General features: G+C 42.5%; 21 protein-coding genes. 8 read left to right on the top strand and 13 right to left on the bottom strand.

What is annotated here, in order from left to right; genetic code table 11:
* The first annotated feature begins 1,069 nt into the window (after positions 1-1,069).
* Together OCV30_RS02340 and OCV30_RS02335 are read left to right on the top strand one after the other, a co-directional pair.
* The gene (locus OCV30_RS02340; protein ID WP_065680175.1) at positions 1,070-2,086 is read left to right on the top strand and encodes a ParA family protein; all 1,017 of its coding nucleotides are present in this window, start codon (positions 1,070-1,072) and stop codon (positions 2,084-2,086) included.
* Positions 2,070-2,936 carry an SIR2 family protein gene (locus tag OCV30_RS02335; RefSeq protein ID WP_065680174.1) on the top strand — a complete coding sequence of 289 codons (867 nt, stop codon included), beginning with the start codon at positions 2,070-2,072 and terminating at the stop codon, positions 2,934-2,936. The genes OCV30_RS02340 and OCV30_RS02335 overlap by 17 nt, the downstream gene beginning before the upstream one ends.
* A gap of 92 nt (positions 2,937-3,028) precedes the next feature.
* Here the strand turns inward: OCV30_RS02335 and OCV30_RS02330 are convergent, their stop codons facing one another.
* A complete protein-coding gene (locus OCV30_RS02330; protein WP_065680173.1) occupies positions 3,029-4,216 on the bottom strand; it encodes a tyrosine-type recombinase/integrase in 1,188 nt (395 codons plus the stop codon).
* A gap of 11 nt (positions 4,217-4,227) precedes the next feature.
* On the bottom strand, positions 4,228-4,590 hold the full coding sequence (locus OCV30_RS02325; protein ID WP_083994636.1) for a hypothetical protein: 363 nt from the start codon (positions 4,588-4,590) through the stop codon (positions 4,228-4,230).
* 104 nt (positions 4,591-4,694) lie between these two features.
* Here OCV30_RS02325 and OCV30_RS02320 point away from each other — a divergent pair, with 104 nt between their 5' ends.
* Together OCV30_RS02320 and OCV30_RS02315 are read left to right on the top strand one after the other, a co-directional pair.
* Positions 4,695-5,588: a hypothetical protein gene (locus OCV30_RS02320; protein ID WP_065680171.1), complete on the top strand. Its 894-nt coding sequence runs from the start codon at positions 4,695-4,697 to the stop codon at positions 5,586-5,588.
* Positions 5,589-6,841: 1,253 nt separating this feature from the next.
* Positions 6,842-7,936, top strand: coding sequence for a DUF2806 domain-containing protein (locus tag OCV30_RS02315; RefSeq protein ID WP_065680169.1), 1,095 nt, complete (start codon positions 6,842-6,844; stop codon positions 7,934-7,936).
* Between the two features lie 119 nt (positions 7,937-8,055).
* Here the strand turns inward: OCV30_RS02315 and OCV30_RS02310 are convergent, their stop codons facing one another.
* The 6 genes from OCV30_RS02310 to OCV30_RS02285 form a co-directional block, all read right to left on the bottom strand.
* Entirely contained in the window at positions 8,056-9,564 is a 1,509-nt protein-coding gene (locus tag OCV30_RS02310; RefSeq protein ID WP_065680168.1) for a hypothetical protein, read from the bottom strand.
* A 21-nt stretch (positions 9,565-9,585) separates the two neighbouring features.
* A complete protein-coding gene (locus tag OCV30_RS02305) occupies positions 9,586-10,569 on the bottom strand; it encodes a DNA polymerase (protein WP_244499063.1) in 984 nt (327 codons plus the stop codon).
* 217 nt (positions 10,570-10,786) lie between these two features.
* The gene (locus OCV30_RS02300) at positions 10,787-11,482 is read right to left on the bottom strand and encodes a hypothetical protein (protein WP_065680166.1); all 696 of its coding nucleotides are present in this window, start codon (positions 11,480-11,482) and stop codon (positions 10,787-10,789) included.
* A gap of 260 nt (positions 11,483-11,742) precedes the next feature.
* Positions 11,743-12,801 (bottom strand): hypothetical protein, encoded by a 1,059-nt coding sequence (locus tag OCV30_RS02295; protein ID WP_065680165.1) that lies wholly within the window; start codon positions 12,799-12,801, stop codon positions 11,743-11,745.
* A 233-nt stretch (positions 12,802-13,034) separates the two neighbouring features.
* Positions 13,035-13,214, bottom strand: a complete 180-nt coding sequence (locus tag OCV30_RS02290; protein ID WP_010434579.1) for a hypothetical protein — start codon at positions 13,212-13,214, stop codon at positions 13,035-13,037.
* A gap of 300 nt (positions 13,215-13,514) precedes the next feature.
* Complete coding sequence (locus tag OCV30_RS02285) at positions 13,515-13,781, bottom strand: hypothetical protein (RefSeq protein ID WP_065680164.1); 267 nt, start codon at positions 13,779-13,781, stop codon at positions 13,515-13,517.
* 234 nt (positions 13,782-14,015) lie between these two features.
* On the opposite strand from OCV30_RS02285, the gene OCV30_RS02280 reads away from it, so the two are divergent.
* Positions 14,016-14,888: a helix-turn-helix transcriptional regulator gene (locus tag OCV30_RS02280; RefSeq protein ID WP_065680163.1), complete on the top strand. Its 873-nt coding sequence runs from the start codon at positions 14,016-14,018 to the stop codon at positions 14,886-14,888.
* Positions 14,889-14,942: 54 nt separating this feature from the next.
* Here the strand turns inward: OCV30_RS02280 and OCV30_RS02275 are convergent, their stop codons facing one another.
* Positions 14,943-15,413, bottom strand: a complete 471-nt coding sequence (locus OCV30_RS02275) for a hypothetical protein (protein ID WP_065680162.1) — start codon at positions 15,411-15,413, stop codon at positions 14,943-14,945.
* A gap of 575 nt (positions 15,414-15,988) precedes the next feature.
* Between OCV30_RS02275 and OCV30_RS02270 the strand changes: the two genes are divergently transcribed.
* On the top strand, positions 15,989-17,257 hold the full coding sequence (locus OCV30_RS02270) for an O-acetylhomoserine aminocarboxypropyltransferase/cysteine synthase family protein (RefSeq protein WP_065680161.1): 1,269 nt from the start codon (positions 15,989-15,991) through the stop codon (positions 17,255-17,257).
* 111 nt (positions 17,258-17,368) lie between these two features.
* Here OCV30_RS02270 and glmS read toward each other — a convergent pair whose 3' ends face one another.
* Together glmS and OCV30_RS02260 are read right to left on the bottom strand one after the other, a co-directional pair.
* Positions 17,369-19,201, bottom strand: a complete 1,833-nt coding sequence (gene glmS, locus OCV30_RS02265; RefSeq protein ID WP_065680160.1) for a glutamine--fructose-6-phosphate transaminase (isomerizing) — start codon at positions 19,199-19,201, stop codon at positions 17,369-17,371.
* Between the two features lie 107 nt (positions 19,202-19,308).
* On the bottom strand, positions 19,309-20,079 hold the full coding sequence (locus OCV30_RS02260; protein ID WP_004736011.1) for a DeoR/GlpR family DNA-binding transcription regulator: 771 nt from the start codon (positions 20,077-20,079) through the stop codon (positions 19,309-19,311).
* A gap of 429 nt (positions 20,080-20,508) precedes the next feature.
* Here OCV30_RS02260 and pykF point away from each other — a divergent pair, with 429 nt between their 5' ends.
* Both pykF and OCV30_RS02250 read left to right on the top strand, forming a co-directional pair.
* A complete protein-coding gene (gene pykF / locus OCV30_RS02255; RefSeq protein WP_012603178.1) occupies positions 20,509-21,921 on the top strand; it encodes a pyruvate kinase PykF in 1,413 nt (470 codons plus the stop codon).
* Positions 21,922-22,145: 224 nt separating this feature from the next.
* Entirely contained in the window at positions 22,146-22,769 is a 624-nt protein-coding gene (locus OCV30_RS02250; RefSeq protein ID WP_065680189.1) for a GntR family transcriptional regulator, read from the top strand.
* 751 nt (positions 22,770-23,520) lie between these two features.
* Here the strand turns inward: OCV30_RS02250 and ilvN are convergent.
* Complete coding sequence (ilvN, locus tag OCV30_RS02245; RefSeq protein WP_004735875.1) at positions 23,521-24,015, bottom strand: acetolactate synthase small subunit; 495 nt, start codon at positions 24,013-24,015, stop codon at positions 23,521-23,523.
* A gap of 1 nt (position 24,016) precedes the next feature.
* Positions 24,017-25,774: an acetolactate synthase 3 large subunit gene (locus OCV30_RS02240; RefSeq protein WP_065680159.1), complete on the bottom strand. Its 1,758-nt coding sequence runs from the start codon at positions 25,772-25,774 to the stop codon at positions 24,017-24,019.
* Between the last annotated feature and the right edge of the window lie 278 nt (positions 25,775-26,052).

The raw sequence follows: 26,052 nt of genomic DNA, 5'->3' as shown, positions 1-26,052 counted from the left end.
CGCCAGTGAAACACTCCACCTAATCACCACAGAACCCGTAAATCTATCTCAGGCTGATATCAACCATCAGTAAGCTCTCTCATCTGTACAGCACGACTCTGCGCTAGATACATACCACTCAACACCAGAATAGAACCCCAGAAAAACTTCCCAACTAAACCAACAAAAATATAACCAACATTCAGTTCCATTAGGTTCAGTAATTTATATAGATATAAATGAGATACCTAAATGGAGTTCTAGCTGATATCAGTCAGGAGACTCAGCACCGAAGATTAGAACCAGATGACTGTTGAACAATGATGACCAATTACCCTCCGTGGTAATTGGTCTGATATCTCTTAAGTGATTGAGGTTAGTAGTCAGTAGCAGTGAGCCTCAGAGCTAGAAACGAATGCTAATCACTGGACTGGTATTCATACTGGAATCGGTAATCTCAACGCTAGGAGTGGTTCTAGGGTGAATCTCGTATGAGTTAGGGGGAGAACTTGGGTTAGCGAATGGGTTGAGGGAATCAGATGGAAATCTAGCGTGAGAATGCCATCGACGGGGTTGATGGGGATGTCAGGGATGCCGGAGTTGGAAGGGTTAACAGGGTTACTAGGGTTGGTTCTGAAATAACTAATGAATCCGTTCGGCAACTTCCTCAACCCTATCAACCCTAGAATTGACTCAAAAGACAGGACTAGGACCGGAGCACCAGTACAATCATGAGCATTACCTAGTATGATATTCGCCAGAGTGTCGGGGTTGCATGGGTTGATGGGGTTAGAGAGGGACAATCTGGCTGGAATGTCCCAACGATCTAGGATTTTAGGTTGGGGCGATAGGGAGTTTTGAGGGAAATTAAATTTTTCAATCAGGTACTTGGCCAAATATTTCTTGTCCTGACCTAGATGTACGTGGCAAACCATGTAGAAACTTACTATCTACAGGTCGCTTTGAACTATCGGGAATGGAAAAATTTCAGTTTGTGGTTATTTAATGAAGCTCTTCAGAGTGTGTGATATTGTAGTTTAATAATCAACAGGTTACTGATAGATCAATCAATTTGAAGGGTAAAGGTTGTATGAAAAGTATCGTATTTTTTAACAATAAAGGAGGAGTAGGTAAAACAACTCTTCTTTGTAATGTAGCATCTGTATTAGCAATCGAACATGGAAAGAAAGTACTAGTTGTTGATGCTGATCCACAGTGTAACACCACGACATATTGCTTAAATGAGCAAAAAGTAGAAGACCTATTATCAAAAGTTAAAAGAGATACGATTGAATCTTTTATTGAACCATTAAAAAAAGGTAAGGGTTTTTTAAAGGATCCAATATCACCTGTAACATCACCTAGATTTTGCTTTGACATAATTCCTGGTGACCCTAAATTAGCTTTAAGCGAAGATCTCTTGGCCTCTGATTGGAAATCTGCAATCTCTGGAGACGCTAGAGGGCTACAAACCAGTTTTGTTATGAAAGACCTTTTATTGAAGTATGAAGATACATATGATTTTATTTTCTTTGATGTAGGCCCGTCTTTAGGTGCTCTCAATCGCTCAATTCTAATTTCAGCTGATTACTATCTAGTTCCAATGAGTGTTGATGTATTTAGTCTTTCCGCCATCGAAAACATTTCAATATCTCTTAAGAAATGGAAAAACTCTATTAAGAAAAGCTTAGACTTTCATAGAGATGAAGAAGACGAAGATTTTATGATTGATGGCCACAAAATAAATTGGACGCTTGATTTTCTTGGGTTTGCCGTCCAACAATATACAGCAAAGACTGTTTCAGGTAAAAAGCGCCCAGTTAATGCGTACGAAAAAATAAACAAGAAAATACCGTCACTAATAAAGAAACATTTAGTTTCCGAGAAGGTTGTTGACATAGATAAATATCGTTTAGGTGAGATTCAGAATCTTCACAGTTTAGTCCCTTTGTCTCAATCCGCTAATTGCCCTATCTTCAAGTTGAAATCTAGCGACGGTGTGGTTGGAGCCCATTTTACGATGGTTAAAGAGTCGAAAGATATATTTAATAATATAGCTATAAACATTATTAAAAACATGGAGAGTAGTCATGATAACTTGGCCTGATGATATCATTGGAGAACTGGCCAGAAGAAAGTGTGTTATTTATATTGGTTCTGGAGTATCAAGAAATAGCGTTAACGACGCAGGTCAAAGGCCTAAAACTTGGTTCACACTACTAACAGAGATGCTTGAAAAAGTTGATAGTCCTAAAGCTCATATCAAGAAACTCTTGAAAGAAAATGATTACCTTACCGCTTGTGAAATTATAAAAAACAAACTGGGCAGAGAGAAGTTTATAAAACTCCTTAGGGAGGAATATTTAAAACCATCATATAACCCAGCCCCAATGCATAGTAATATTTTTAAGTTAGATTCTAGGTTAGTTATCTCGCCAAACTTTGACAAAATATATGACTCATACGCTACGGCGCAGACGAACGGTTCTGTAATAATAAAAAATCATTATGATAATGATATTCAATCTGCAATAAGAGAAGATGGTCGAGTTATAATTAAAGCTCATGGGACTATTGATACACCTGAAAAACTAATATTCACAAGAAAAGAGTATGCAGAGGCTCGTTCAAAATATGAAAGTTTCTATGATATTCTCCAAGCATTATCTCTGACACACACATTTATATTTATTGGATGTGGTGTTAATGACCCTGATATCAGGCTTCTACTTGAAGATACCTTTTTCAAGCATGGTAGTTACAAACCTCACTATATGTTAACTCCCAGAGGCGATTTACATAAAGACCAAATCGGTGTCATTGAAGCTACTATGAACTTGAAAATGCTGAGTTACTCTAAAGCAAATAATCATGAAGATTTGGGTAAATCGATAGAAGATCTTAGGGTTAAAGTCGATACGCAAAGAGATGAACTAAGAAAAACTGGTAACTGGTAACTGGTAATTTCCCAATATTGCTTATTATACAATAAGCAATATTGAGTCAAAGTTCTTAGCAAAACAACCATCAGCCCACTGGCTATATTACATTAATGGCTCACATCCCCCACCAACTCTGACACATTAGCACTTACCTCCCTCAATCTAGAACTAGCCAAATGAGCATACCTAGTCGAAGTTTGAGGGCTCTGGTGCCCAAGTAGATGCTGAACATCATAGAGCGTAGCGTTACCACTATTGATTAAAATTGAAGCGAATGAGTGCCTGAGGTCGTGTATACGGAAATCATCATAGATCCCCGCTGCTTTCTTGATTCGGGCGAATGCCTTCTTCGGGTGTGCGATAGGTCTACCGGGTGCATCTCCGGCAAAGATATAGGGGTTCTTACGTATCTGAAATCGTCGTTGGTCATGTATTACCTCCTTAGCTAAATTATTGAGTAAAACCGTCCTTGATAACCCTGATTTTGTATGCGGTAGGAATAGGCTCCAATTGCCGTCGTCGTCGACGGTAAGGCAATCCCACTTAGAATTAGTAATTTCACCAATTCTCATCCCAGTAAGCAGGGCGAATTTTAAAGCATTGCCTTGGGTACGATTGGGTTCCTCATTACATGCCTTAATGAAAGATGAAACCTCTTTGCGATTCAGAAATCTGTTTCTTAAGTTGTTCTCCTTAAGCTTCCTTATGTACTGTCCCGGATTCTTGTCCACGAATCCCCACTCCATTGCTAATCTGAACATTCTAAGGGCTAGGGAACGCAATCTATTTACCGTGGATGGCTTCCTTGTTTCTAGGACTCCATCGAGTAGCTTTTGAATGTCTTGTTGGTTGATATCGGTGATACTTTTCTTACCCCATTTCGGGTAGAAATGAAGCTTTAAGTTACCGACATCATTCTTAGCGGTGAGTTTGTTCATTCGGGCATAGGGCAGGTAATGCAGCTCCGCAAATTCTTGAAAACTTAGTACATTGGATTTTTCATCCCTCATTGCCTTGGGGTCATTACCCAGTGCTATCTCTCGCTTGTGGTCATTAGCTATCTGTCTAGCAGTGTTGATATCTAACGCAGGATATTCGCCTAATTGAACAGATTTTTTTTTACCAAAATAGGTGTACCTGAATAGGAACCTACGTCTCCCTTTTCTGTTGATAATTATTTTCAGGCCGCTACAGAGCTCATCCGTATACTCAGTTTCTTTACTTCGACTTGTCGACGGCGTCGGCGGTAGTGAATCAAGTTGGCGTTTATTGAATTTGAATTTACGAGATTGCATTAGATACCTCCTTACTCATCATTGATTGAGAAATGCTGGTGAAATTCGGTGCGGAGTGTCTTAGGCATCAGTAGGTAGATACCCTTACCACTGTCCTCGACAATACTTAGGGATATAGAAGCTCCGTAATCTAGATCATCTTCGAATTCGGTATAGGTTAGGGCTCGTTTCAGTAGTTCGATATCGTCGACGACGACAGCGTTTAGGTCATTTATTGAGGTGAGGAACCAGAGTTCACATTGCAGTTCATCCCATGCCTGTTGGGTTTCCGTTTCATCATGAAATGGTTCTGTGAGTATGGCTTTGACTTGTTCTTGTAGGGTGGTAGTGATTGGTAGGGTTGAGAGAGTTTCTAAAGTTGTAATTTTGATCATATTAAACTCCATGATTATCAGTATCATGAAGTTAATATGTATTTGTTTTTATTGAATGTACGGTTAGATGATATATCTAGCTTTGCACGAGGAATTATGAACTTATGATAGAAAGGCATTCTAGAGATCGGTTGGAGCTGAAAATATTAAAATTAGAAGGTAACGCATTTGAAGACTTCTTTAGTGAGGTCATGCAGTTAGCCAATAGAAATTTTCGGCCAGTCAAAGCTCATGGTCGTCATGGGGATAAGGGAAATGATGGCTGGCAGAAAGGCACCGGGACATACTACCAAGTTTATGCCCCAGAAGACCTAAAGAAGTCAACACAGAGAGCGATTGATAAGCTAAAAGGTGACTTTGATAAGCTTGTTGAATATTGGGAATCCATATCTCCAATAAAAGCTTACTATTTTGTGGTTAATGATAAATACAAAGGGTTACCACCTGAAATAGAAAAAGCAATTGGTGAGTTGCAGGATGATTACCCTAATGTAAGGATTGACCTCTTTACAGCGTCAGATCTCGAGGATGTGGTGTGGTCTCTAAAAAGTCACGAGCTAGAGTCTGTTTTAGGTGTTTCAGCTTCTGACGATGATCGCTATAGGGTTAGAAACTATTTAGATAGCTTGAGTCCTGCTTTGCAAGAGTTGTTTGAGGAAGGCTCAGAAGCAGGTTACTTCTTCCCGGCTAACGCTTACCACTTAATAAAAGACTACTTTGACGATTCTAATGATTGGGCATATAGCCGATCACTATCCAGTATCCATCGCGTTCAAGATGCTCAAATAGATATGAGAAATAGCTTAATAAAACTAGCTAATATTGTTACTGAAGATGACTACTATGAATTATTACCCAACCAAATAACTTACAAGCTGATGATTCCACATGGCACTAGAGGCAGAGATCAAGCCATTGATGATAGGCGAGAGTTGGTTGGTGGGTTAATTGATGAATTGGCTAGGTCTTATGAATATTTGAGAAACTATGCTATTTAAGCTCCCCAGACCAACCTAAAATCCTAGATCGTTGGGACATTCCAGCCAGATTGTCCCTCTCTAACCCCATCAACCCATGCAACCCCGACACTCTGGCGAATATCATACTAGGTAATGCTCATGATTGTACTGGTGCTCCGGTCCTAGTCCTGTCTTTTGAGTCAATTCTAGGGTTGATAGGGTTGAGGAAGTTGCCGAACGGATTCATTAGTTATTTCAGAACCAACCCTAGTAACCCTGTTAACCCTTCCAACTCCGGCATCCCTGACATCCCCATCAACCCCGTCGATGGCATTCTCACGCTAGATTTCCATCTGATTCCCTCAACCCATTCGCTAACCCAAGTTCTCCCCCTAACTCATACGAGATTCACCCTAGAACCACTCCTAGCGTTGAGATTACCGATTCCAGTATGAATACCAGTCCAGTGATTAGCATTCGTTTCTAGCTCTGAGGCTCACTGCTACTGACTACTAACCTCAATCACTTAAGAGATATCAGACCAATTACCACTGAGGGTAATTGGTCATCATTGTTCAACAGTCATTTGGTTCTAATCTTCGGTGCTGAGTCTCCTGACTGATCTCAGCTAGAACTCCATTTAGGTCTCTCATTTATATCTATATAAATTAACTTCATCTAATGGAACGGAATGTTGGTTATATTTTTGTTGGTTTAGTCGGGAAGTTTTTCTGGAGTTCTGTTCTGGTGTTGAGTGGTATGTATCTAGCGCAGAGTCGTGCTGTACAGATGAGAGAGCTTACTGATGGTTGATATCAGCCTGAGATAGATTTACGGGTTCTGTGGTGATTAGGTGGAGTGTTTCACTGGCGCTAATGGAATCGTGCTTACAGGAAGTAATCGAAGACCGGATATGGAAAGGACTAGAAAAGATAAAGGCCCATGAATTTCTTCATGAGCCTTATCGGAATTTGGTGGCCCCTCCCAGATTTGAACTGGGGACCGAACGATTATGAGCCAAGCTTCAGTCCTGTATTCAACATAGTAAACCTGCCCCGAATCACTCTGAAATCCACCAGCAAAATCACATCACCTGATTATCCGCAAGATTTCTCTGACGTCGATGACGGGGTTGATGGGGATGATGGGGTTGGTAGAGTACGACAGGGTTGATGAGGATATGGGGGTAATTATCAACATCAGCACAATCAAACCTTGTTCACTTCCCCTTTCACGAAACCATGTTAAAGTTATATCTAATCATAGTCTTATATTGTAAATGAGGTGCGTGCATGGGTTGGCCTGGTGAAAAAGCATTAATAAAATTGGGTGATTTAGTATCCGATAGTGTTGGGGGTATTTTTGCCCCTAAACAAATCAAGAGAGTAGGTAAAGCTGAGGTCGACGCCAAACGTGATGAACTACTCATGCTCGCACAGACAGAGCAACAGATCGCTGATATCAAAGCAGGTAAATTGCAATATACAGAAGATCGTAGACTGATTACAGTAAACTCCGAAACAGTTATAGAACAGTTAGTTGAAGTTCAGAATGGTAGTAAAGTTGAGCCATACCTGAATTTGGAAAATTTGGATAGACAAAGCAAAACTCGTAAACAGATTCAGGCGATGCAGGAAGAAGTGAATCTCACCAAGACAGTCTTGCTTGCAGAACAAGAACTTGAATCAGGTAAGTATGATGCGAATGATGACCCTGTAGATCCTGACTGGTTCACTAGCTGGGCAGGAAACGCTGAAAAAGTAAGTAATGACTACTTACAAACATTGTGGGCTAAGGTTCTTGCGGGGGAGGTCACCACTCCGGGAACTTTCTCTCTACGCACACTAGACTTACTCAAAAGCCTGTCAAAGAGTGAGGCAGAGCTGATCAGTAAACTAGGTGAGTTCATAATTGATGGTCGAATTCTAAAAGGTGTTGTCGACCCTAGAGGGCTTGGAAATGAATCCGATACCATTGACAAAATGATGGCCGATAAGGGGTTACACTTCACCAACCTACTTTTCCTTCAAGAAATTGGAATCATATCTGGCGTAGACTCGATGGGGCTAACTACTACGTTTACCTCATTAGACCCATCAAGATTCTTGAGGGCTTTCACAAGCAAAAAAAGTGGTTTAGTCGCTATACATTCAGATCCCAAGAAAAAAATTGAATTTCATGTCCTACTCTCTAGCCAACTTGGGCGAGAGGTATTCAAATTGGCCGACTTTGAAACTGATGAAGAATACTTAAAAACCATTGCACAAGATATCGCTAATGCGGGATTCGATGTACAAATCGGGGACTGGCAGCAAGTTGATGAAACTTCAGGCAACTTGCTAAACCCTAAAGCAGTACCAGCCAATAACTCAAAACAGCCAACCTAACTAGCTATTCCACATCCCTTCCAACCCTAGTCGTCGGGGTTGAAGGGGTTAGGGTTAGAACGGATGCGAAAATCCCCGTTTATCTAGTGAGCTGAAATTTTTATTGCTATTTCTTGGCCTTATGCAGCCTCCTGCTGCTCCGCGATTAGACCTAGAAATATGGAGTTTTTCGGGGCTACTCGTTCAATCTTGATGCCAGCCATACCCATTGAACTAATCAAGCCATCGATTCTAAGGCCGAATTGTATCGGGTTTTCAGGGAATTCACCTTTTTGTTCATGGTAAGGCGTTACCTTAACTAACTCATTGTATAACTCTGTAGGCGCATACTTTCGGCCCTGCACACCAGCTTTCTGAGCAAGTTGAATCAGGGGCTTAGCGAGCTTGTTCAAGTACAATGACTCCAATGCACTATCCTGCTGATTCTTTAGGTACAAGCTTTGAAGATAATCTTGCGGCGTCTTAGTCACGCTCTCAAAAGCAGCTAAAAACGTTGAGAACTCATTCAAGCGACCTGCTTTTTTCAGTGATACCGTTGGAAGCACTTCAAGAATCTGAGCCAGTAGATCTAGTAATCCTGTGTAAATCTCAGGTAAATCTGCCTCTAAATTTTGGAGCATATTCTTACCATTGACGCGCTGCTCGCCCGTTAACTGCTTCATGGAAATATAGATAGAACGTGACGCTAAGTCCGGCTCTTCAATAAAGTCATGAATTCCATTAAGTATCAGGCTGCCGTGAAGCTCAAACTTAACGCTATCACCATCGCTGTACAGCTTACGCTTTTCCTCCACACCATATGTAGACGCAATACACAGATAGTCAGACCAACTTTTCGATAACGATCTTAAGTTATCGTAAATAGAAGCAAATTCATTTTGCAGAGAGATAGCTAAATCTTCCTGCTTTTTAGGGAAGCTCTTTATTTTGGCCGCTCTTGGGTCGAGCAATGGTCTGATGATTCGCTTACAGAAAGTAGACTTGCCTGTACCTTGACCACCATAGATGACTAAGATCGGGTATGCAGTATCAGGCTCTCGAACCAGAGTCATCGTATGAAGTAACCAAGCGATGAACAGAAATTGGTGCTTTTTCTCCATATTCAGGTAAGGCAAAATCTTTTTCCAATCGCCTTTCCCCGTCAATGACGGTAAAGCCTCAGCATCACTAGAACTGATAAACAGTTGCTCAGAACCTTCTGCTATGACAGAAACCTTTCCATCTTTGAGTTGGTACTGAGTGCCTTCATCGTCACCTACATCAAAAACACGTCCGTCACCACAGTCGGTCAGTGCAACTCTTAAATGGGTCACCGAAGCTTGTTTAGCGATACCAGCAATGCCGTTTAGCTTCTCTGCTATCTCATCTATCTGTGATTTGTCGAGTGCAATGCCTTCACTCAGCATCATCTCTTCTCGTAAGATTTGAGCGAATCGCGGACTTCTAGACAGATAGTTTAGACGGTTCTTTCCTTTTTCCTTTCTGGACAAAATTGCGACGCCGTATCCGTTACGACCAATATCGAATTCATTAATCACATGCTGAAGTGTTTTTCCAACTACGCTGTCACCAAAGTTTGCTTTCTCAAGCTTTGTTCTTTCAATAAAAGAGCCCGTTTTCATTGCCATAGTAATCACCTTAATTTTTGTTTAGTTTTTCGTGATGAAGTCGATGCTTGTTTTAAGTTGGAATCCACCCAGTACAGCCTCAGAGGCTACGAGCATCGACTTTTCTAGTGCGCTTATGTCTTGTTCAAAGCGGCTAGATTCGCTTTCGATGTAAATACAATCATGTACAACGCCGACTATCTTTAAGCCTTGCTTATCTGCTAATAGGCAAGCTTCATTGATGATCTCCATTCCCACCATTTGAATAGGCCAATTTCTTACTTGAGTAGGTTTGGCTTGTCGGGAAACATGAACCTGCCAACTACGGGACTGGATTATCTTCGCCCGGTAAGCTTCAACCGTTTGTTCCTCTAACCATTTAAATGCCGCCGGATAGAGCTCCATAACAGCCTTTTGAAGAGTTGTCGCTGCAGCTTCGGAAACACCTAAGATTGATGCTACAGATCGCGGATATGCGCCATAGATTGACATCAGTATTAGACGTTTGATCTGTCCCCTCTCTAGCAGAAGTCCACTAGAGGTACACATGCAATCGACGAGACCTAGATACAGGTCATCTTCACCTGCGTAATCGCTACATAATTGCTGATCTCCTGAAAGAGCGGCTAAGACCCCCACCTCACATCCCGAATAATCCATAGAAGCAACGGAACCTCCACTCGGGGCCGCCAGTAACTTGTCTCTGAAAACCTTATAGCCATTGATGGGTGTCGTCCCCAGTAACCCAGATCGACCCGTAACGCTGTGATACGGTCTGATCGGGGTTCTTAGCTTGCCGTCAGCATCACTTCGTAAACGAGTCAACCAATCCAATGCCTTGTATTCTTTTAGGGAAAATATAGAACCCTGTGATCGCTCTTTATATTCCAGAATCAAGTTCGCCAATGACTCATGGTTTAGCAGTAGTCCTTGACGACTAATCTTGTGGTATAGCGCTGTTATGTCTTGGCGAATATCCATATTAGGGTTGTCGCAGTAGCTTTCATGAAGACGTCTTAATCCCAATCCAACCCAAGGATCCGGATCAAGATAACTCAAATATCTCAGCTGTTTCTGCTCATAACTCAGGAGCTCTAGCGGCAGACCATTACAGCGGAATCTAGCCTCCACTTGATGTTGGTAGATGCTTAACTCTGTATTCATAAGCCCCCCTCTTCTCACTATGATTGATAGGGCATGGCTGCTGACTTATAACAGCCATACGGGAATCTGATTGGGTCACTTAACCCAAGAGTGCATCGAGAGGGTCGATAGAATCTAAATCAACGTCTAAGTCGATATCGATTTCATCATCGCCAACCTCATCATCTAGGGTTGACAGAGTTGTCGGGGTTGGCGGGGTTTCCTCAGGAGCTTTAGAGGCCAGTGTGAATGTTTTACCTAAACGCACTAGTACTTCTTCATTGCCATGCTGAATAGTCGCGTTTTTATATTGTTCGTTTAACGCTTCTTCTAGCGATGGAAATTCTCCCGTAAATGTTGGAAGATCAGCCATTTCCAATCGGTAACACTTGTTCTCTTGATCATTAACCAATTGGCCGTATCCCTTCTGCAATTCCGGGATCGAGTCCTGAGTAGTCTCGTAATATCCGCAGGTATAGCCGTTTGGACTTGGGGCATTTAGAATGGTAATAAACTGCTCGCCATACTGATTCACAGCAGGAACAAATGTTTTCATTTTTAGATCATTAAATAGCTCTTTCTGAACATCCTCACCCATAACTAAGTGGTGGCTTTCAGTGGCATACATCTGACCCAGCAGTTTTGTTTTTTCTGTTATAACTGGTAGGTCTAGTCTTTCTAAGCCTAGTTGGACAGTTTCATTTTTTTGAATACGACGCACAGTAACAGCAGCGTCATTAGCAGCAGTAGCTTGTTGGATTGATGGGCTTAGTTTGGCTTTGTTTAGATCTAGCATGGTATGGTCCTCTTAGTGAAAAGGGGGCATCGTTGCCATAACTACAACCGCGTAGTCATTTCCCTTTAGAGGATGCCTATCTTAAACACTTATTTTTCAGGGTCACCAGCTTGAAAGGGTCACGAGGCCTCTTTGTGTTTCATCAGTAAACTACTGCCGATTCAGTGAGCTTTTAGGAAAGAGAAATAATTGAGGGGGGCGGAGGGGCTTAAGGGCTAGAGAAAAAAAGTCACACTCCAAGCCCTTACATATCAAGTTATTCACAGTATATGAGTTCTTACCATCGTTAGACGTATCAACTCCTTATCTAAAAGATAAGCTTCATTATCTCGCTTATCTTCTAACATTTGGTGGTAGTAATTCTCGGTTCTGAACTTCTTAACCAGCCTCTTCATTACGCTATCCGACAGTTTAAGATCCATAAAGTGTTCTTCTAATATTCGGATTAACTGCTTCTGGCTAGAGATTGCACCGGGGTTTTCTTGGTTGTACAGGTAAACCCAATTTTTGAGATAAAGATCTCTGGTGACTGTTTTTAATTCAGTGATGTTTTTACCTTTCGAGTTCCTAAGCCATAGAAAGTCATCAGGAGTCTGAACGTTGTCACTGCCGGCAGCTAATGCGAGAAAATAGTGAGCCACCATTAGACGTCCAACCATATCCACACGGTTATCTTTTGCCACTCCAATGTAAAAATCAGAAATGATAGGGTCACTTTCTTTAAATTTTTTGCCTAGCTTTAAAATATGCATAGATAACACAGCATAAAGATGCTTTTGGCGAATCTCATTCTTGCCGATTTTATTCGCTTCTTTTATCTGCCGAACACCGAGCATCTCATTAAGGTCATGCTCTCCAACGAGACAATTAATAAGAGAGTACCAAGACTCTTTAACGTCTTTCGTTTCTTTTTTATTGGGCAAAACTGCGAGAATATGGTCACTGCTATCTAGGTTCAGAAAATCAACCTCAGACTCACTAATCAATGTCATGTAGTACTTCGTTGCTTCCTCTACATTAAGAAGTAAATCACTATCAATGTGTCCTCTGGCTGACCCTAAGAACCCCATCATTTTTGCTAAATTTTCATCACTCCAATGACTCACAAGTGACTTAGCTGTTTTCACAATATATACAATGTATTCCTTGTACCCTTCGGAATTAAAAAAGCACAATATATTAAATTGAGATCTTTCCTTACTATCAGGAAGCTCCTGCCCCTGAGTCTTTAAATCGAACCTATTAGTTGTAAGACCATTTTGGTAACGAACTATATCAGGGTCGGATGAGCGAATACCCAAATTGAACTTTATTGGCACTATTTATCCCTAAGGTTGCAAAAAAAAAGAACGTTAACCCATACAACTCCGACAACCCTAGTTGGTGGGGATGGCAGGGTTGTCGAGTTCAGTAGAACAACTCATAACGTTACGAGATACTTTCGCAGCTATCATATCTCCAGCGGTTAACCCTGTCAGCCCATCCTATTTGGTGTATTTAGCATTAAGCAGAAAAAAAGCAGAGGTTATCCCCTGCTCACCTAGCTTATCCGTCAATCCTCAATAACTTCGTCGGCGACGACACCAATTACGTACCCGACGATACCCCCGATTAATATGGAGTATGGGTATGGACCATACCTAGCACCAATAGCAGCACCGACTTGAGCGCCACGGATACCAGTGTTCTTCTTTGATTGGGATGATGATTGTGAGAATGTTTTACTTTGCATACTTCCCTACCTCTTTATGTAGATACGAAAAAGGGCCATGCTCAATGAAGAACATGACCCTTTAGATTTTTTTGTTAATGCCGCTTTAGTGAGAGTGACCACACACCTGACAACTACCATCATCATATGCACGTTCACCACATGCAGGACAGGTTGTAACGAGTGTTGTTATTGATTTAATCGCCATGTAAAGGCTCCTTCTTTTTGGTTGATTGAGTGTTGCGGAGCTCATTGATACCTCAGCCTAGAGAGTTCCAATTTCGAAACTGAGGCATCGTGAGCCAAGCTCCGCAACAAAATTTATTGTGCTTTACCTTTCTGGCTATCTGGGCCGCATTTCGCCGTATCAGTGACATGACCATTCATGGTTCCACAGACATCTGCTTTCCATTGCACGATGACACCGTAAGACGCTGTATTCTGAATACCTGCCTTGCCATTCCATTGAGGCTCTAGCAGCTCTTTCATTTTCGAGATATCGCCCGGATTACCACCGAACGTACCACCTGCGAATACCGAAGATGTGAATAGCCAAGTTAGACCTAGCAGGATAATTGATTTTTTCATTGTTGTTTTTCCTTGAAGATTGCATGCCCTCTTTCTAAGAAGACATCTGTTGATTAGTTTGAAGGTGTGGACTGACAGGTGGTGTCAGTTGGCAAAATTAATTTGAGGAATAACGGCAGGGCTTAGGTTTCGTGGGCTATGAAACCTATAGCAAAATCGGTCACTTACTCATGACTATCGGGAAATAATGATGACTGACACTACCTGTCAGCGAATCAGTACATCATTGGTGATATGAATAAGAGTGAGAAGTTAGCCTACCGATTGAGTCAGATACTTTCCCGATTACATTCAGGAGAGAAACTGAGCCTTATCGACTTACAGCAGGAATTTGGAGTACATGAACGAACTGTACTTCGAGATTTCAGTCGACTGGCATTTCTACCTATCGAAAGAGAGGATGGATATTACTTCTTAAAGCAATTAGATCATCGTAATCCTAAAGCTCTTTTAACTCTGAACTCACTATCGAGTATGGGAGTAGATAAGTTGTTTCCAGATAGAGCAGTCATGACTCAGGCACTAAGCCATAAGACACAAGCTATTCTTTTCCGTCATTTACCTATCGAAGATTCCAGTCGCTTTCAGACAACATTACGTGTCATTGCGAACGCTATTCATCAGCGAAACACTCTAACCTTAACGTGTCAGCGTCGTCGTTATCATCGGGTTGAGCCTTACCAACTCATTAACGAACATGGAATTTGGCATTTGGTTTCAGTGCTTAGGAACCAGTCATATTCGTTTCGAGTGGCAGAGATTACAGAGTTAGTTCAACACGATGATATTTACACTCCCTCTCCTAGCTTCAACGAGAAACTAATCAGGGAAGAATTACACTGGAATACTCAGGGTATTCTAGAGGTCATCGCACAGGTAGGTTCTAGACGAATTGATGATTATCAGAAGTCAGAACAACCTATGGCAATTCAAGTGCTGAAAGAGTTGGGTTATGGCTCGACACTTATAAGCATTGAGACATCAGATATTCACGCATTGATGCCAGTCCTCAAGTCTTGGCTGCCTGATATCGATGTAATTTCTCCGTCATGGGTAAAACAAGCCTTGGTTCGAGATGTTGAAGCTTATCTAGCGACTTGCTCATGATTAGGTTTATCGACGGCGTCGTCATTACGTCGACGACGACAAGGTTTTTACACACTATTTAGCCCTTGATTTTGACAGTGCGAGAAGCTCCTTTTTCCTATCTTGGTATTTCTCTGAAACGACATGTAGGTAAATAGACGACTCAGCTTTCACGGCTAAACCTAGGCCACGAACGATAGCGGCACAGAAGCCCTGATTGTTAGCGGAACCAGAAGAATAGAGGGATTTGTAGACCTGACTTTTCCATGGTTTATCACCCTGAGATTCGATAACCTCGAATAACTTAGAGCATGGAATCCATTGTTTTGAATGTAACCCAGCCCCTCCTGTCTGACCTGCAATCCGGAAGTAGAGCTGTTTATCCTCACTTTTTTGAGCAATCTCGTAGAGAACTTTCCCTTGAGATTTTGAACCTAGTTTGTCTGCTTCCCCTGATTTGAGGATGTTCGAGAATGGATTGTGTTTTGACGTGTCTTTAGATGCATCAGCTTCTGTATTCGCTGTACTGCCTTTAGATTGGTTCATAGAAACTTTCCTTTATTTATTGAACAAGAAAGAAGAACCTCACCGTTACGAATCGGTAAAGTTATTCTAATTCAATAATATAAATTCGTTTTGCTGCTTGTTACGCCTAGACTTCTTCCTGTCTTTTCCTGTCCGGTTCCTGTCTTTCCACCCAACTTTACCCCCATATCCTCATCAACCCTGTCGTACTCTACCAACCCCATCATCCCCATCAACCCCGTCATCGACGTCAGAGAAATCTTGCGGATAATCAGGTGATGTGATTTTGCTGGTGGATTTCAGAGTGATTCGGGGCAGGTTTACTATGTTGAATACAGGACTGAAGCTTGGCTCATAATCGTTCGGTCCCCAGTTCAAATCTGGGAGGGGCCACCAAATTAGAAAAGCCAGAACAGTTCACACTGCTCTGGCTTTTTGCTTTTCTGAAGCTGTACAACTCACAGCTATGTTTCCTGCATATAACGAATCATCCCACACAATTCCAATTCCCTCTCTGTGACTAAATATACTTTTCTTTTATAAAAAAATCGGCAATATGATAGTACATAGATAATTCAATCGTTCAGGGAAGAAACATGAAAGACGAAACACTCTCGATTCACTTCGGCTACGACACTGATCCAACAACCAAATCGGTTGCGACTCCTATTTACCAAACCGTTGCTTACGAATTCAATGACGCACAACACGGTGCCGACCTCTTTAACCTTGCGGTGCCAGGTAATATCTACACTCGTATAATGAACCCAACCAATGATGTGTTGGAAAAACGCATGGCAGCCTTAGAAGGTGGTATTGCAGGCTTAGTGGTGAGTGCAGGCAGCGCGGCGATCAACTACGCCATTCAAACGTTGGCACAAATCGGTGATAACATCGTTTCAACGCCTCAGCTTTACGGCGGTACTTACACTCTATTTGCTCACATGCTGCCAAACCAAGGGATAGAAGTTCGCTTTGCCAAAGACGACAAACCAGAAAGCTTAGCGGCACTGATCGATGACAAAACCAAAGCGGTTTACTGCGAAAGTATCGGTAACCCCGCTGGTAATATCATCGACTTAGAACGTGTGGCTGAGCTTGCTCACGCACAAGGTGTACCTGTGATTGTCGATAACACGGTGGCGACACCTGTGTTGTGTAAACCTATCGATTTTGGTGCTGATATTGTGGTGCACTCACTCACCAAATACGTTGGTGGTCACGGAACAACGTTGGGTGGTGTTATTGTCGATTCAGGCAAATTCCCATGGGCAGAGCACAAAGATCGCTTCCCGGTCTTTAATCAACCAGAACCTTCTTACCACGGTGTGGTTTATACCGAAGCCTTTGGCGAAGCCGCCTTTATTGGCCGCGCTCGAACCGTTCCATTGCGTAATACAGGCGCAGCACTGTCGCCAATGAATGCCTTCATGCTAATGCAAGGTCTAGAAACTTTGTCGCTACGCATGGAGCGACACACGGAGAACGCACTAAAAGTAGCAGAGTACCTTCAGCAACATGAGAAAGTGAGTTGGGTGAGCTACGCGGGGTTACCAACGTCTGAGTTCTATCCGCTGGCAGAGAAATACATGCAAGGTAAGCCGTCTGCCATTTTATCTTTTGGCTTGAAAGATGGTTATGAAGCAGGTGTTCGTTTCTATGATGCGCTACAAATATTCAAGCGCTTGGTGAACATTGGCGATGCAAAATCTCTCGCTTGTCACCCTGCTTCTACAACACACCGTCAATTAAGCGAAGCGGAACAAAAGCAAGCAGGTGTGTCACCAGAGATGATTCGTCTCTCAGTAGGTATTGAACACATTGACGATATCTTGGCTGACCTAGAGCAAGCACTTAATGCTTAACGCTTAACGCCGTTAAAGCTAGATCTAACGCTGATCGTTAGCTAACAGGCACAAAAAAGCCCATCACAGGATGGGCTTCTTATTATCTAATGTTCTTAGATAGGCTAACGATTACTCAACCGTAACCGCTTTCGCAAGGTTACGAGGTTGGTCAACATCGGTACCCTTGATTAGCGCCACGTGGTAAGACAACAGCTGCATCGGTACTGTGTAGTAGATAGGTGCTGTTACTTCACTTACGTGAGGCATCTTGATGATCTTCATGTTCTCATCGCTTTCAAAGCCTGCATCTTCATCTGCGAATACGTAAAGTAGACCGCCACGAGCACGTACTTCTTCAACGTTTGATTTCAGCTTCTCTAGCAAGTCGTTGCTTGGTGCAATAACGACTACTGGCATATCTGCATCGATAAGAGCCAAAGGACCGTGCTTAAGCTCGCCAGCCGCGTATGCTTCTGCGTGGATGTAAGAGATCTCTTTCAGTTTAAGAGACGCTTCCATCGCGATTGGGTAGAACTCACCACGCCCCAAGAACAGTGTGTGATGCTTATCAGCAAAATCAGGTGCTAGTGCTTCGATCTCTTTATCAAACGCCAATGCTTTCTCGATATCAGCAGGCAGTTGATGCAGTGATTGAACGATTTCCGCTTCTTTCTCTTCATTGATACGACCTTGTAGACGACCAATTGACGTTACCATCATCAGCATAGCCGCTAGCTGTGTTGTGAAGGCTTTAGTTGAAGCAACACCGATTTCAGTTCCTGCGCGAGTCATGAAGGCAAAATCAGATTCACGAACCAGTGAAGAACCGGCAACGTTACAGATTGTCATTGCCGACATGTAGCCTTTCTCTTTTGCAAGACGAAGTGCAGCAAGCGTATCTGCCGTTTCACCAGACTGAGACAGAGTCACCAATAGGCTGTTCGGGCGAACAACGAAATCACGGTAACGGAATTCAGAGGCAATCTCTACGTCACAGCTTACGCCTGCTAGAGACTCAAACCAGTAACGAGCTGCCATGCCTGAGTTGTAAGACGTACCACATGCGATGATCTGCACGTGTTCTACCTTGCTCAGGATCTCTTCCGCTTTAACACCGATTGCATTAGTGATTACAGAAGTGTCAGAGATACGACCTTCCATTGTGTTGATCAGCGCTGTTGGCTGCTCAAAGATCTCTTTCTGCATGAAGTGACGGTATTGACCTTTGTCACCTGCATCGTGTTCAGCGTTTGATTCAACGATGTCACGCTCAACACGCTCGCCCGCTACATCAAATACCGTTACATCACGACGAGTCACCTCAGCAACATCACCCTCTTCTAGGTACATGAAACGACGAGTTACGCTTAATAGCGCTAGTTGGTCAGAAGCAAGGAAGTTCTCGCCCACACCAAAACCGATAACGATCGGGCTACCTGAACGAGCAACAACGATACGGCTAGGATCTTTACGATCAACCGCCACCGTGCCGTATGCACCATCTAATTGTTTCGCGGTCTTTTGAAGCGCTTCAACCAATGAATCAGAAGTACGAAGTTCCCATTCAACTAAGTGAGCGATAACTTCAGTATCCGTTTGTGAAGTAAACACATAACCACGCTCTTGAAGAAGAGCGCGCAGTGCTTCGTGGTTTTCGATAATACCATTGTGTACAACAGCAATATCACCAGACATGTGTGGGTGTGCGTTTGCTTCAGAAGGCTCACCGTGTGTCGCCCAACGTGTATGAGCGATACCAGTACCGCCAATAACATGTTGTTGATCGACTGCGTCTGCCAGCTCTTGTACTTTACCAAGGCGGCGTACACGAGTTAGGTTAGATTCGCTATCAACTACAGCGACACCCGCTGAATCGTAGCCTCGGTATTCTAGGCGGCGAAGGCCTTCTACTAAAATTTCGGCTACATCACGCTGTGCTACTGCACCAACAATTCCACACATAGTTTCACTCCATCAATTTCGTTTTATTCCTATTGGCAGCAAGCAAAGGCCAGATCTTTATCAAGATCAATTATAGGAAGGTAAATGCATAATACTTAAATTTGTTTTTACGCTGGATCGGTCAGGATCACTCGAACATCATGTGATTCGATACTTGCTTTGGATTCTTCGCCTAAGTCTGTATCGGTAATTAAGATGTCAATGTGTTCCCATGCCAGCTCTAAGTTCGGGATCTTTCGTCCCACCTTTTCCGACTCAACCATCACGATCACTTCTCGTGACACTTCAGCCATTACTTTACTTAGACCAACCAATTCATTGAACGTGGTTGTGCCTCTATCAAGGTCGATACCATCAGCCCCGATAAATAGTTGATCAAAATCGTAAGCTCGAAGTACTGATTCTGCGACTTTGCCTTGAAAAGAATCCGAATGGGTATCCCAAGTGCCGCCGGTCATTAGCAGTGTTGGTTCGCTTTCCAACTCATTAAGTGCATTAGCAACGTGCAACGAGTTGGTCATCACAACCAAACCACGCTTGCTATTGAGCTGCTGAATTAGCGCTCCTGTCGTGCTACCACTATCGATCACAATGCGGTTATGGTCGCGAATTAAATCTGCCGCGGCTTTCGCCAATGAAATCTTTCGAGTCGAAACTTGTGGACCCAGCTCTTCGTTGACAACCTCTTTCGGTAATGAAATCGCACCACCATAACGGCGCAAAAGCTGACCGTTTTTCTCTAAAGACGCCAAGTCCTTTCTAATCGTGACCTCTGAGGTTTCGAACTTAGCGGATAATTCATCAACACTAACCTCCCCTTTTTCATTCACTAGGTTAGAAATTGCATGTCTTCTGAGCTGGGTGTTTCGTTTCGACATTTAAAAAAGGCCATTAAGTTTCGATGTGAAACATATTATAGTTACAACGAAACTATTTAGTCCATTTATTTTGATCCAAAAAATTAATAAATAGCGATAAAACCTTGTCCTAAGACAATTGTTAAGCAGTGATATTGAACTCATTAGGTGGTAGAATCCGCACCCGAAAAGAAAAAAAATTACAAAACTGACTGTTATTTTTTTGCAACTTACCGCCTATATAGTGGGGTAAGTCACAGAAAACCGATATTGAATCAAAATCTTTTGGTCATAAAATGACTAAAATTGATGAAAGACTTACAACTCTGAAGGACATATTGGAAGTCCCGCGCTTTTACACAACAGGCACAAAATGTTGATGTAGCGGACCAATCTTCAGAACTTAAATAAATTTCAAATTGTAACAATACTTACCGGAGAGTACCTTCCATGAAAAAGACCAAAATCGTATGTACGATTGGCCCTAAAACTGAATCTGTAGAGAAGCTAACTGAACTAGTAGATGCTGGCATGAACGTTATGCGTCTTAACTTCTCTCACGGTGATTTCGCAGAGCACGGCACTCGTATCGCGAACTTCCGTAAAGTAATGGAAAATAATGGTGAGCAACTTGCGATCCTTCTAGATACTAAAGGTCCAGAAATCCGTACTATCAAACTTGAAGATGGTAACGACGTAGATCTAGTAGCTGGTCAAGAGTTCACTTTCACAACTGACGCAACAGTTGTTGGTAACAAAGACGTAGTAGCAGTAACTTACCTAGGTTTCGCTAAGGACCTAACAGCAGGTAACACTATCCTTGTTGATGATGGCCTAATCGAAATGGAAGTTATCGCAACAACAGAAACTGAAGTTAAGTGTAAAGTTCTTAACAACGGTGCTCTAGGCGAAAACAAAGGTGTTAACCTTCCTGGCGTTTCTGTTCAACTTCCAGCTCTTTCTGAGAAAGACAAAGCTGACCTTAAGTTTGGTTGCGAGCAAGGCGTTGATTTCGTAGCTGCTTCTTTCATTCGTAAAGAAGAAGACGTTAAAGAAATCCGTGAGCTTCTAAACGCTAACGGTGGCGAGAACATCCACATCATTTCTAAGATTGAAAACCAAGAAGGTGTAGATAACTTCGATTCAATCCTTGAAGCTTCTGACGGCATCATGGTTGCTCGTGGTGACCTAGGTGTTGAAATCCCAGCTGAAGAAGTAATCTTCGCTCAGAAGATGATGATCGAGAAGTGTAACCGCGCACGTAAGATGGTTATCACTGCAACTCAAATGCTTGACTCTATGATCAGCAACCCACGTCCAACTCGTGCAGAAGCGGGTGACGTTGCGAACGCAATCATGGATGGTACTGATGCAGTAATGCTTTCTGGTGAAACGGCTAAAGGTAAGTACCCAGTTGAAGCTGTTACTATCATGGCTCAAATCGCGAACCGTACTGATTCAGCTCTTAAAGCTGAGCTAGGTTCTCGTCTAGACAGCCCACGTCTACGCATCACTGAAGCAGTATGTAAAGGCGCTGTAGACACAGCAGAGAAGCTAGCTGCTCCTCTAATCGTTGTTGCAACTGAAGGCGGTAAGTCTGCACGTTCAGTACGTAAGTACTTCCCAACTGCAAACATCCTTGCTCTAACAACTAACGAAAAGACAGCTGCACAGCTAGTTCTTACTAAAGGTGTTAAGCCAGTTCTTGTTGACTCTATCGAGAACACAGACGCGTTCTACATCAACGGTAAAGAAATCGCTCTACAATCTGGCCTAGGTAACAAAGGCGACATCGTAGTTATGGTTTCTGGTGCTCTAGTCGCTTCTGGTACTACAAACACAGCATCTGTTCACGTTCTATAAGAATGAACCGATTCGCATAAAATATAAAAGAGGGCTTCGGCCCTCTTTTTTTATGAAACAAAATCTTGCCTAACTTTTCAGTACGCTGTATTATCAATCACATTAGAACTACGTACTGTTAAACTCCAATAAACTCTTCCTAAGAAACGGATTAGCAGACTAGAAATCAAATATACATGAGGTTTGTAATGTCTAGTCCTACGCTTACTGACAAAGTATCAAAGATGATTCGCCAAGATATTCTCAATGGTGAATTAACCCCAGGTAAAAAACTCGTTGTAGCTGATCTCAAAGCACGATACAACGTCGGCGCATCTCCAATTCGCGAAGCCTTAGTGCAACTATCTTGGAGTAAATACGTAAAGCTAGAGCCACAAAAAGGCTGCTGGGTATCTCCTGTATCAAAGAAAGAACTGAATGACCTATACGAAAGCCTTCGTGTTGTATCATCGGTTCTGCTTAAAAAGGCAATTTTAGCAGGTGATGAAAGCTGGGAACTGGAAGTATTAACCTCCTACCACAAGCTATCACGCATACAATATGTCTCAGAAGAGTTTGATTGTGTTGAATGGGAAGAACGCCACCAGCAATTCCATGTCGCACTGCTTGAAGGGGCTGATTCAGAGAACATGTTTAAGTTCTTTGATGACCTAATTAACCAAGTGAAACGTTACCGCTTCCTAGCTATGTCTGCAGAAAGCGCATCTGATGATCTGTTCAATATTGATGAGCACGAAATGATCATGAAGCTGGTACTTGCTAAAAATGTCGATCAAGCGACAGAACTATTGGATCAACACCTGTTAAGTTCAATGAAGCGAATTGAAGAAGTTATCGAAGCCGCATAATGTCAAGATAGATTCTAACCACATAAAAACGGAGCCTAATAGCTCCGTTTTTTATTTCCAGTATTACGACTGAACTACCACCCAAAAAACTCTTTGTGATGAGTATTGAGTAGCACAACCATAGGTAAAAAATACAATGCACTCAGTTGAAAGCCAAGAACGGCTAATGTACCTATGGTTAACCTCACTAAAAAATCGACAAACATACCACGCCTCTTTCAATCAGACTGTATGATCCCTAAACCCTTGCTTCAGCGAACCTAATTCAACTAATGCCCTTCAAGACTTTGATAGGGTTAGCTAACCAGTTGAATTAAGTTAACGGTGCCATCCTTTTACATCTAGCAAACACTCTATTAATTTCATCTTTTATCATGAGATGACATGAAGCAAGACTGTTTGATTATTGTTCAGTTTAGCTCAAATCACCGCGAGTATTAGACTTTAGTCTAATCATATAAACTTTGTGATTTAAGTCTCTCAAAAATGAGATTCCCAATAAATATGGATGCATGGTACTGGAGGGGATCAAGCACAGTAAATAACAGGGCACTCTATAAAAAGCGCAATAGCGCCCCAATGGAGAGCTACAAAGAAATGAATGGCAATAAGAAAGTATGGACAAACGATGCTTACTTCCAGAAAGTAAAACGGCCCAAATTAAGGGCCGTTCGTATCAGTAAAATCGCTATTTTTTTCAAACGGTTAAATGATCAGTTTTAGCTTAAAAGCAGCTTTAAATCTTTCTTCGTTAGGCTTTCAACGCTCGTTCACCACGTGCGATGCCAACAACCCCACTTCGAGCCACTTCAAGTACTTCCGTTACTTCAGACAATGCCTGAATGAAAGCATCCAGCTTCTCGCTAGTGCCGGCCATTTGAACCGTATATTGCGAAGCCGTCACATCAACAATCTGACCACGGAATATATCCGCTGTGCGTTTCACTTCAGCGCGAGCAAAGCCGCTAGCGCGTACTTTTACCATCAGAAGTTCACGCTCGATATGCTCAAGCTCAGACACTTCTTGTACCTTAAGTACGTCGATTAACTTGTGTAGCTGTTTTTGGATCTGCTCAAGCTGCATTTCGCTCGAGTTAGTGGTGACATTCAGACGAGAAAGCGTTGGATCATCCGTAGGGGATACATTCAAAGACTCGATGTTGTAGCCACGCTGAGAAAACAAGCCAACCACACGAGATAGTGCACCTGGTTGGTTTTCCATTAATAGTGAAAGGATGTGTCTCATATTATGTTCTCTCCGTTTTGCTTAGCCACATGTTATCCATACCCTCGCCTTTGATCTGCATTGGGTATACGTGCTCGGTGTCATCCACACTAATATCGACAAATACCAAACGGTCTTTCATCGCCAGTGCTTTTTCCAAACCTGATTCCAATTCATCCGGAGATGAAATACGCATGCCAACGTGGCCATAAGCCTCAGCGATAGCAGCAAAATCAGGAACAGAGTCCATATATGAATTAGAGTAACGACCTTGATAAACAATGTCTTGCCACTGTTTTACCATGCCTAAGAAACGGTTGTTAAGATTAATAATCTTAACGGGGATATTGTATTGCAGCGCAGTCGACAGCTCTTGGATATTCATTTGAATACTGCCGTCACCAGTAACAATCACAACTTCTTCATCAGGTTTCGCAAACTTAACGCCCATACCAGCTGGTAAGCCAAAGCCCATCGTACCTAGACCACCAGAGTTAATCCAACGGCGTGGCTTGTCAAACGGGTAGTACAAAGCAGCAAACATTTGGTGCTGACCAACATCCGAAGCAACATAGGCATCGCCATTGGTTACTTTATGCAGTGTTTCAATAACTTGTTGTGGCTTAATTCGACCCGACGTTTTGTCATACGTTAAGCAGTCACGTTCTTGCCACTGTTTAATTTCATTCCACCAGCTTTCCATCGCTTCTGCATCGTTAGTTCCACCTTGCTCAATAAGCAGGTTAACCATGCTTTCTAGTACTTTTTCCGCTGAACCTACAATCGGAAGATCCACTTTAACGTTCTTAGAGATAGAAGATGGATCGATATCAATGTGCATGATCTTCGCATCAGGACAGTATTTATCTAGGTTATTGGTCGTTCGATCATCGAAACGTACGCCAATACCAAAGATCAAGTCCGCATTGTGCATCGCCATATTGGCTTCATACAAACCATGCATGCCCAACATACCCAAAGAGTTCTTATGAGTACCAGGGAAAGCGCCAAGCCCCATTAGGGTACTTACCACGGGTAAATTCAGTGCCTCTGCTAATTTTAACAACGGCTTATCTGCCTCAGAAATAACCGCACCACCACCGACATAAAGTACCGGCTTCTTCGCTTCAAGAAGGGCTTTCAGCGCCTTTTTGATCTGACCTTTATGACCCGTAACCGTTGGGTTATATGAACGCATTTTGATCGTTTCTGGGTATTCATAAGGAAGCTTAATTTGTGGGTTTAAAATGTCTTTTGGCAGATCAATAACCACAGGACCTGGACGTCCTGTCGTTGAAATATAGAATGCTTTTTTAACGACTTCAGGGATATCTTCCGCTTTCTTAACGAGGAAGCTGTGTTTAACGATCGGGCGTGATACACCAACGATGTCACACTCTTGGAAGGCGTCGTTACCAATAAGGTTATTTGGTACGTTACCAGAAATAACAATCATTGGGATTGAGTCCATGTAGGCTGTTGCAATACCAGTAACGGTATTGGTCGCACCTGGACCAGAACACACAAGTACTACACCCGGCTTACCGGTAGAACGAGTATAGCCATCTGCCATGTGGGTAGCGGCTTGTTCGTGTCGTACTAATACGTGTTTAATTTCAGCAGTTTTAGCATGCAGCGCATCGTAGATATCAAGTACAGAACCACCTGGATAACCAAAGATTTGTTCTACACCCTCTTCAATTAGAGACTGCACCACCATCTCAGCGCCGGATAACATTTCAGCGCCGGATGACATGGCTGTTTCAGGTTTTGTTGTCATATTGCTCTCCTCACCAGCTTCCAATCACATTTGGTGAACATGTTGGGCTGGTTTTTCATAGTCTAGGGCTTATTCGTAGCCTAATTCGAAATACTTCCACTTTTTCGGCTATGGCTGTCTGTTGTGATAACAACAAACAGTAATACGAAACAACTTTAACGCTTTATTATCATCTGGTCTAACGCCTGTTATTCGGCAACTGTGCCAAAAAACCAACTATTAGCTCAAAGCATCAAATAAAACCCAATACAGGCTTTCACACTAGGTTTAAACACTGC

Origin of the sequence: Vibrio atlanticus, assembly GCF_024347315.1 — a bacterium.
Classification (GTDB): Bacteria; Pseudomonadota; Gammaproteobacteria; order Enterobacterales; family Vibrionaceae; genus Vibrio; species Vibrio atlanticus.
Note: the sequence above shows the minus strand (reverse complement) of the source record. Positions and strands in the feature narration are given on the sequence as shown.

Excerpts from the sequence above, each read along its gene's own strand:
- OCV30_RS02240 (WP_065680159.1), bottom strand. The coding sequence starts at position 25,774 with ATGACAACAAAACCTGAAACAGCCATGTCATCCGGCGCTGAAATGTTA.
- OCV30_RS02270 (WP_065680161.1), top strand. The coding sequence starts at position 15,989 with ATGAAAGACGAAACACTCTCGATTCACTTCGGCTACGACACTGATCCA.
- OCV30_RS02250 (WP_065680189.1), top strand. The coding sequence starts at position 22,146 with ATGATTCGCCAAGATATTCTCAATGGTGAATTAACCCCAGGTAAAAAA.
- OCV30_RS02310 (WP_065680168.1), bottom strand. The coding sequence starts at position 9,564 with ATGGCAATGAAAACGGGCTCTTTTATTGAAAGAACAAAGCTTGAGAAA.
- pykF (WP_012603178.1), top strand. The coding sequence starts at position 20,509 with ATGAAAAAGACCAAAATCGTATGTACGATTGGCCCTAAAACTGAATCT.
- OCV30_RS02260 (WP_004736011.1), bottom strand. The coding sequence starts at position 20,079 with ATGTCGAAACGAAACACCCAGCTCAGAAGACATGCAATTTCTAACCTA.
- OCV30_RS02285 (WP_065680164.1), bottom strand. The coding sequence starts at position 13,781 with ATGAAAAAATCAATTATCCTGCTAGGTCTAACTTGGCTATTCACATCT.
- OCV30_RS02290 (WP_010434579.1), bottom strand. The coding sequence starts at position 13,214 with ATGCAAAGTAAAACATTCTCACAATCATCATCCCAATCAAAGAAGAAC.
- glmS (WP_065680160.1), bottom strand. The coding sequence starts at position 19,201 with ATGTGTGGAATTGTTGGTGCAGTAGCACAGCGTGATGTAGCCGAAATT.
- OCV30_RS02315 (WP_065680169.1), top strand. The coding sequence starts at position 6,842 with ATGGGTTGGCCTGGTGAAAAAGCATTAATAAAATTGGGTGATTTAGTA.
- OCV30_RS02325 (WP_083994636.1), bottom strand. The coding sequence starts at position 4,590 with ATGATCAAAATTACAACTTTAGAAACTCTCTCAACCCTACCAATCACT.
- OCV30_RS02340 (WP_065680175.1), top strand. The coding sequence starts at position 1,070 with ATGAAAAGTATCGTATTTTTTAACAATAAAGGAGGAGTAGGTAAAACA.
- OCV30_RS02320 (WP_065680171.1), top strand. The coding sequence starts at position 4,695 with ATGATAGAAAGGCATTCTAGAGATCGGTTGGAGCTGAAAATATTAAAA.
- OCV30_RS02275 (WP_065680162.1), bottom strand. The coding sequence starts at position 15,413 with ATGAACCAATCTAAAGGCAGTACAGCGAATACAGAAGCTGATGCATCT.
- OCV30_RS02300 (WP_065680166.1), bottom strand. The coding sequence starts at position 11,482 with ATGCTAGATCTAAACAAAGCCAAACTAAGCCCATCAATCCAACAAGCT.
- OCV30_RS02335 (WP_065680174.1), top strand. The coding sequence starts at position 2,070 with ATGATAACTTGGCCTGATGATATCATTGGAGAACTGGCCAGAAGAAAG.
- OCV30_RS02280 (WP_065680163.1), top strand. The coding sequence starts at position 14,016 with ATGAATAAGAGTGAGAAGTTAGCCTACCGATTGAGTCAGATACTTTCC.
- OCV30_RS02330 (WP_065680173.1), bottom strand. The coding sequence starts at position 4,216 with ATGCAATCTCGTAAATTCAAATTCAATAAACGCCAACTTGATTCACTA.
- ilvN (WP_004735875.1), bottom strand. The coding sequence starts at position 24,015 with ATGAGACACATCCTTTCACTATTAATGGAAAACCAACCAGGTGCACTA.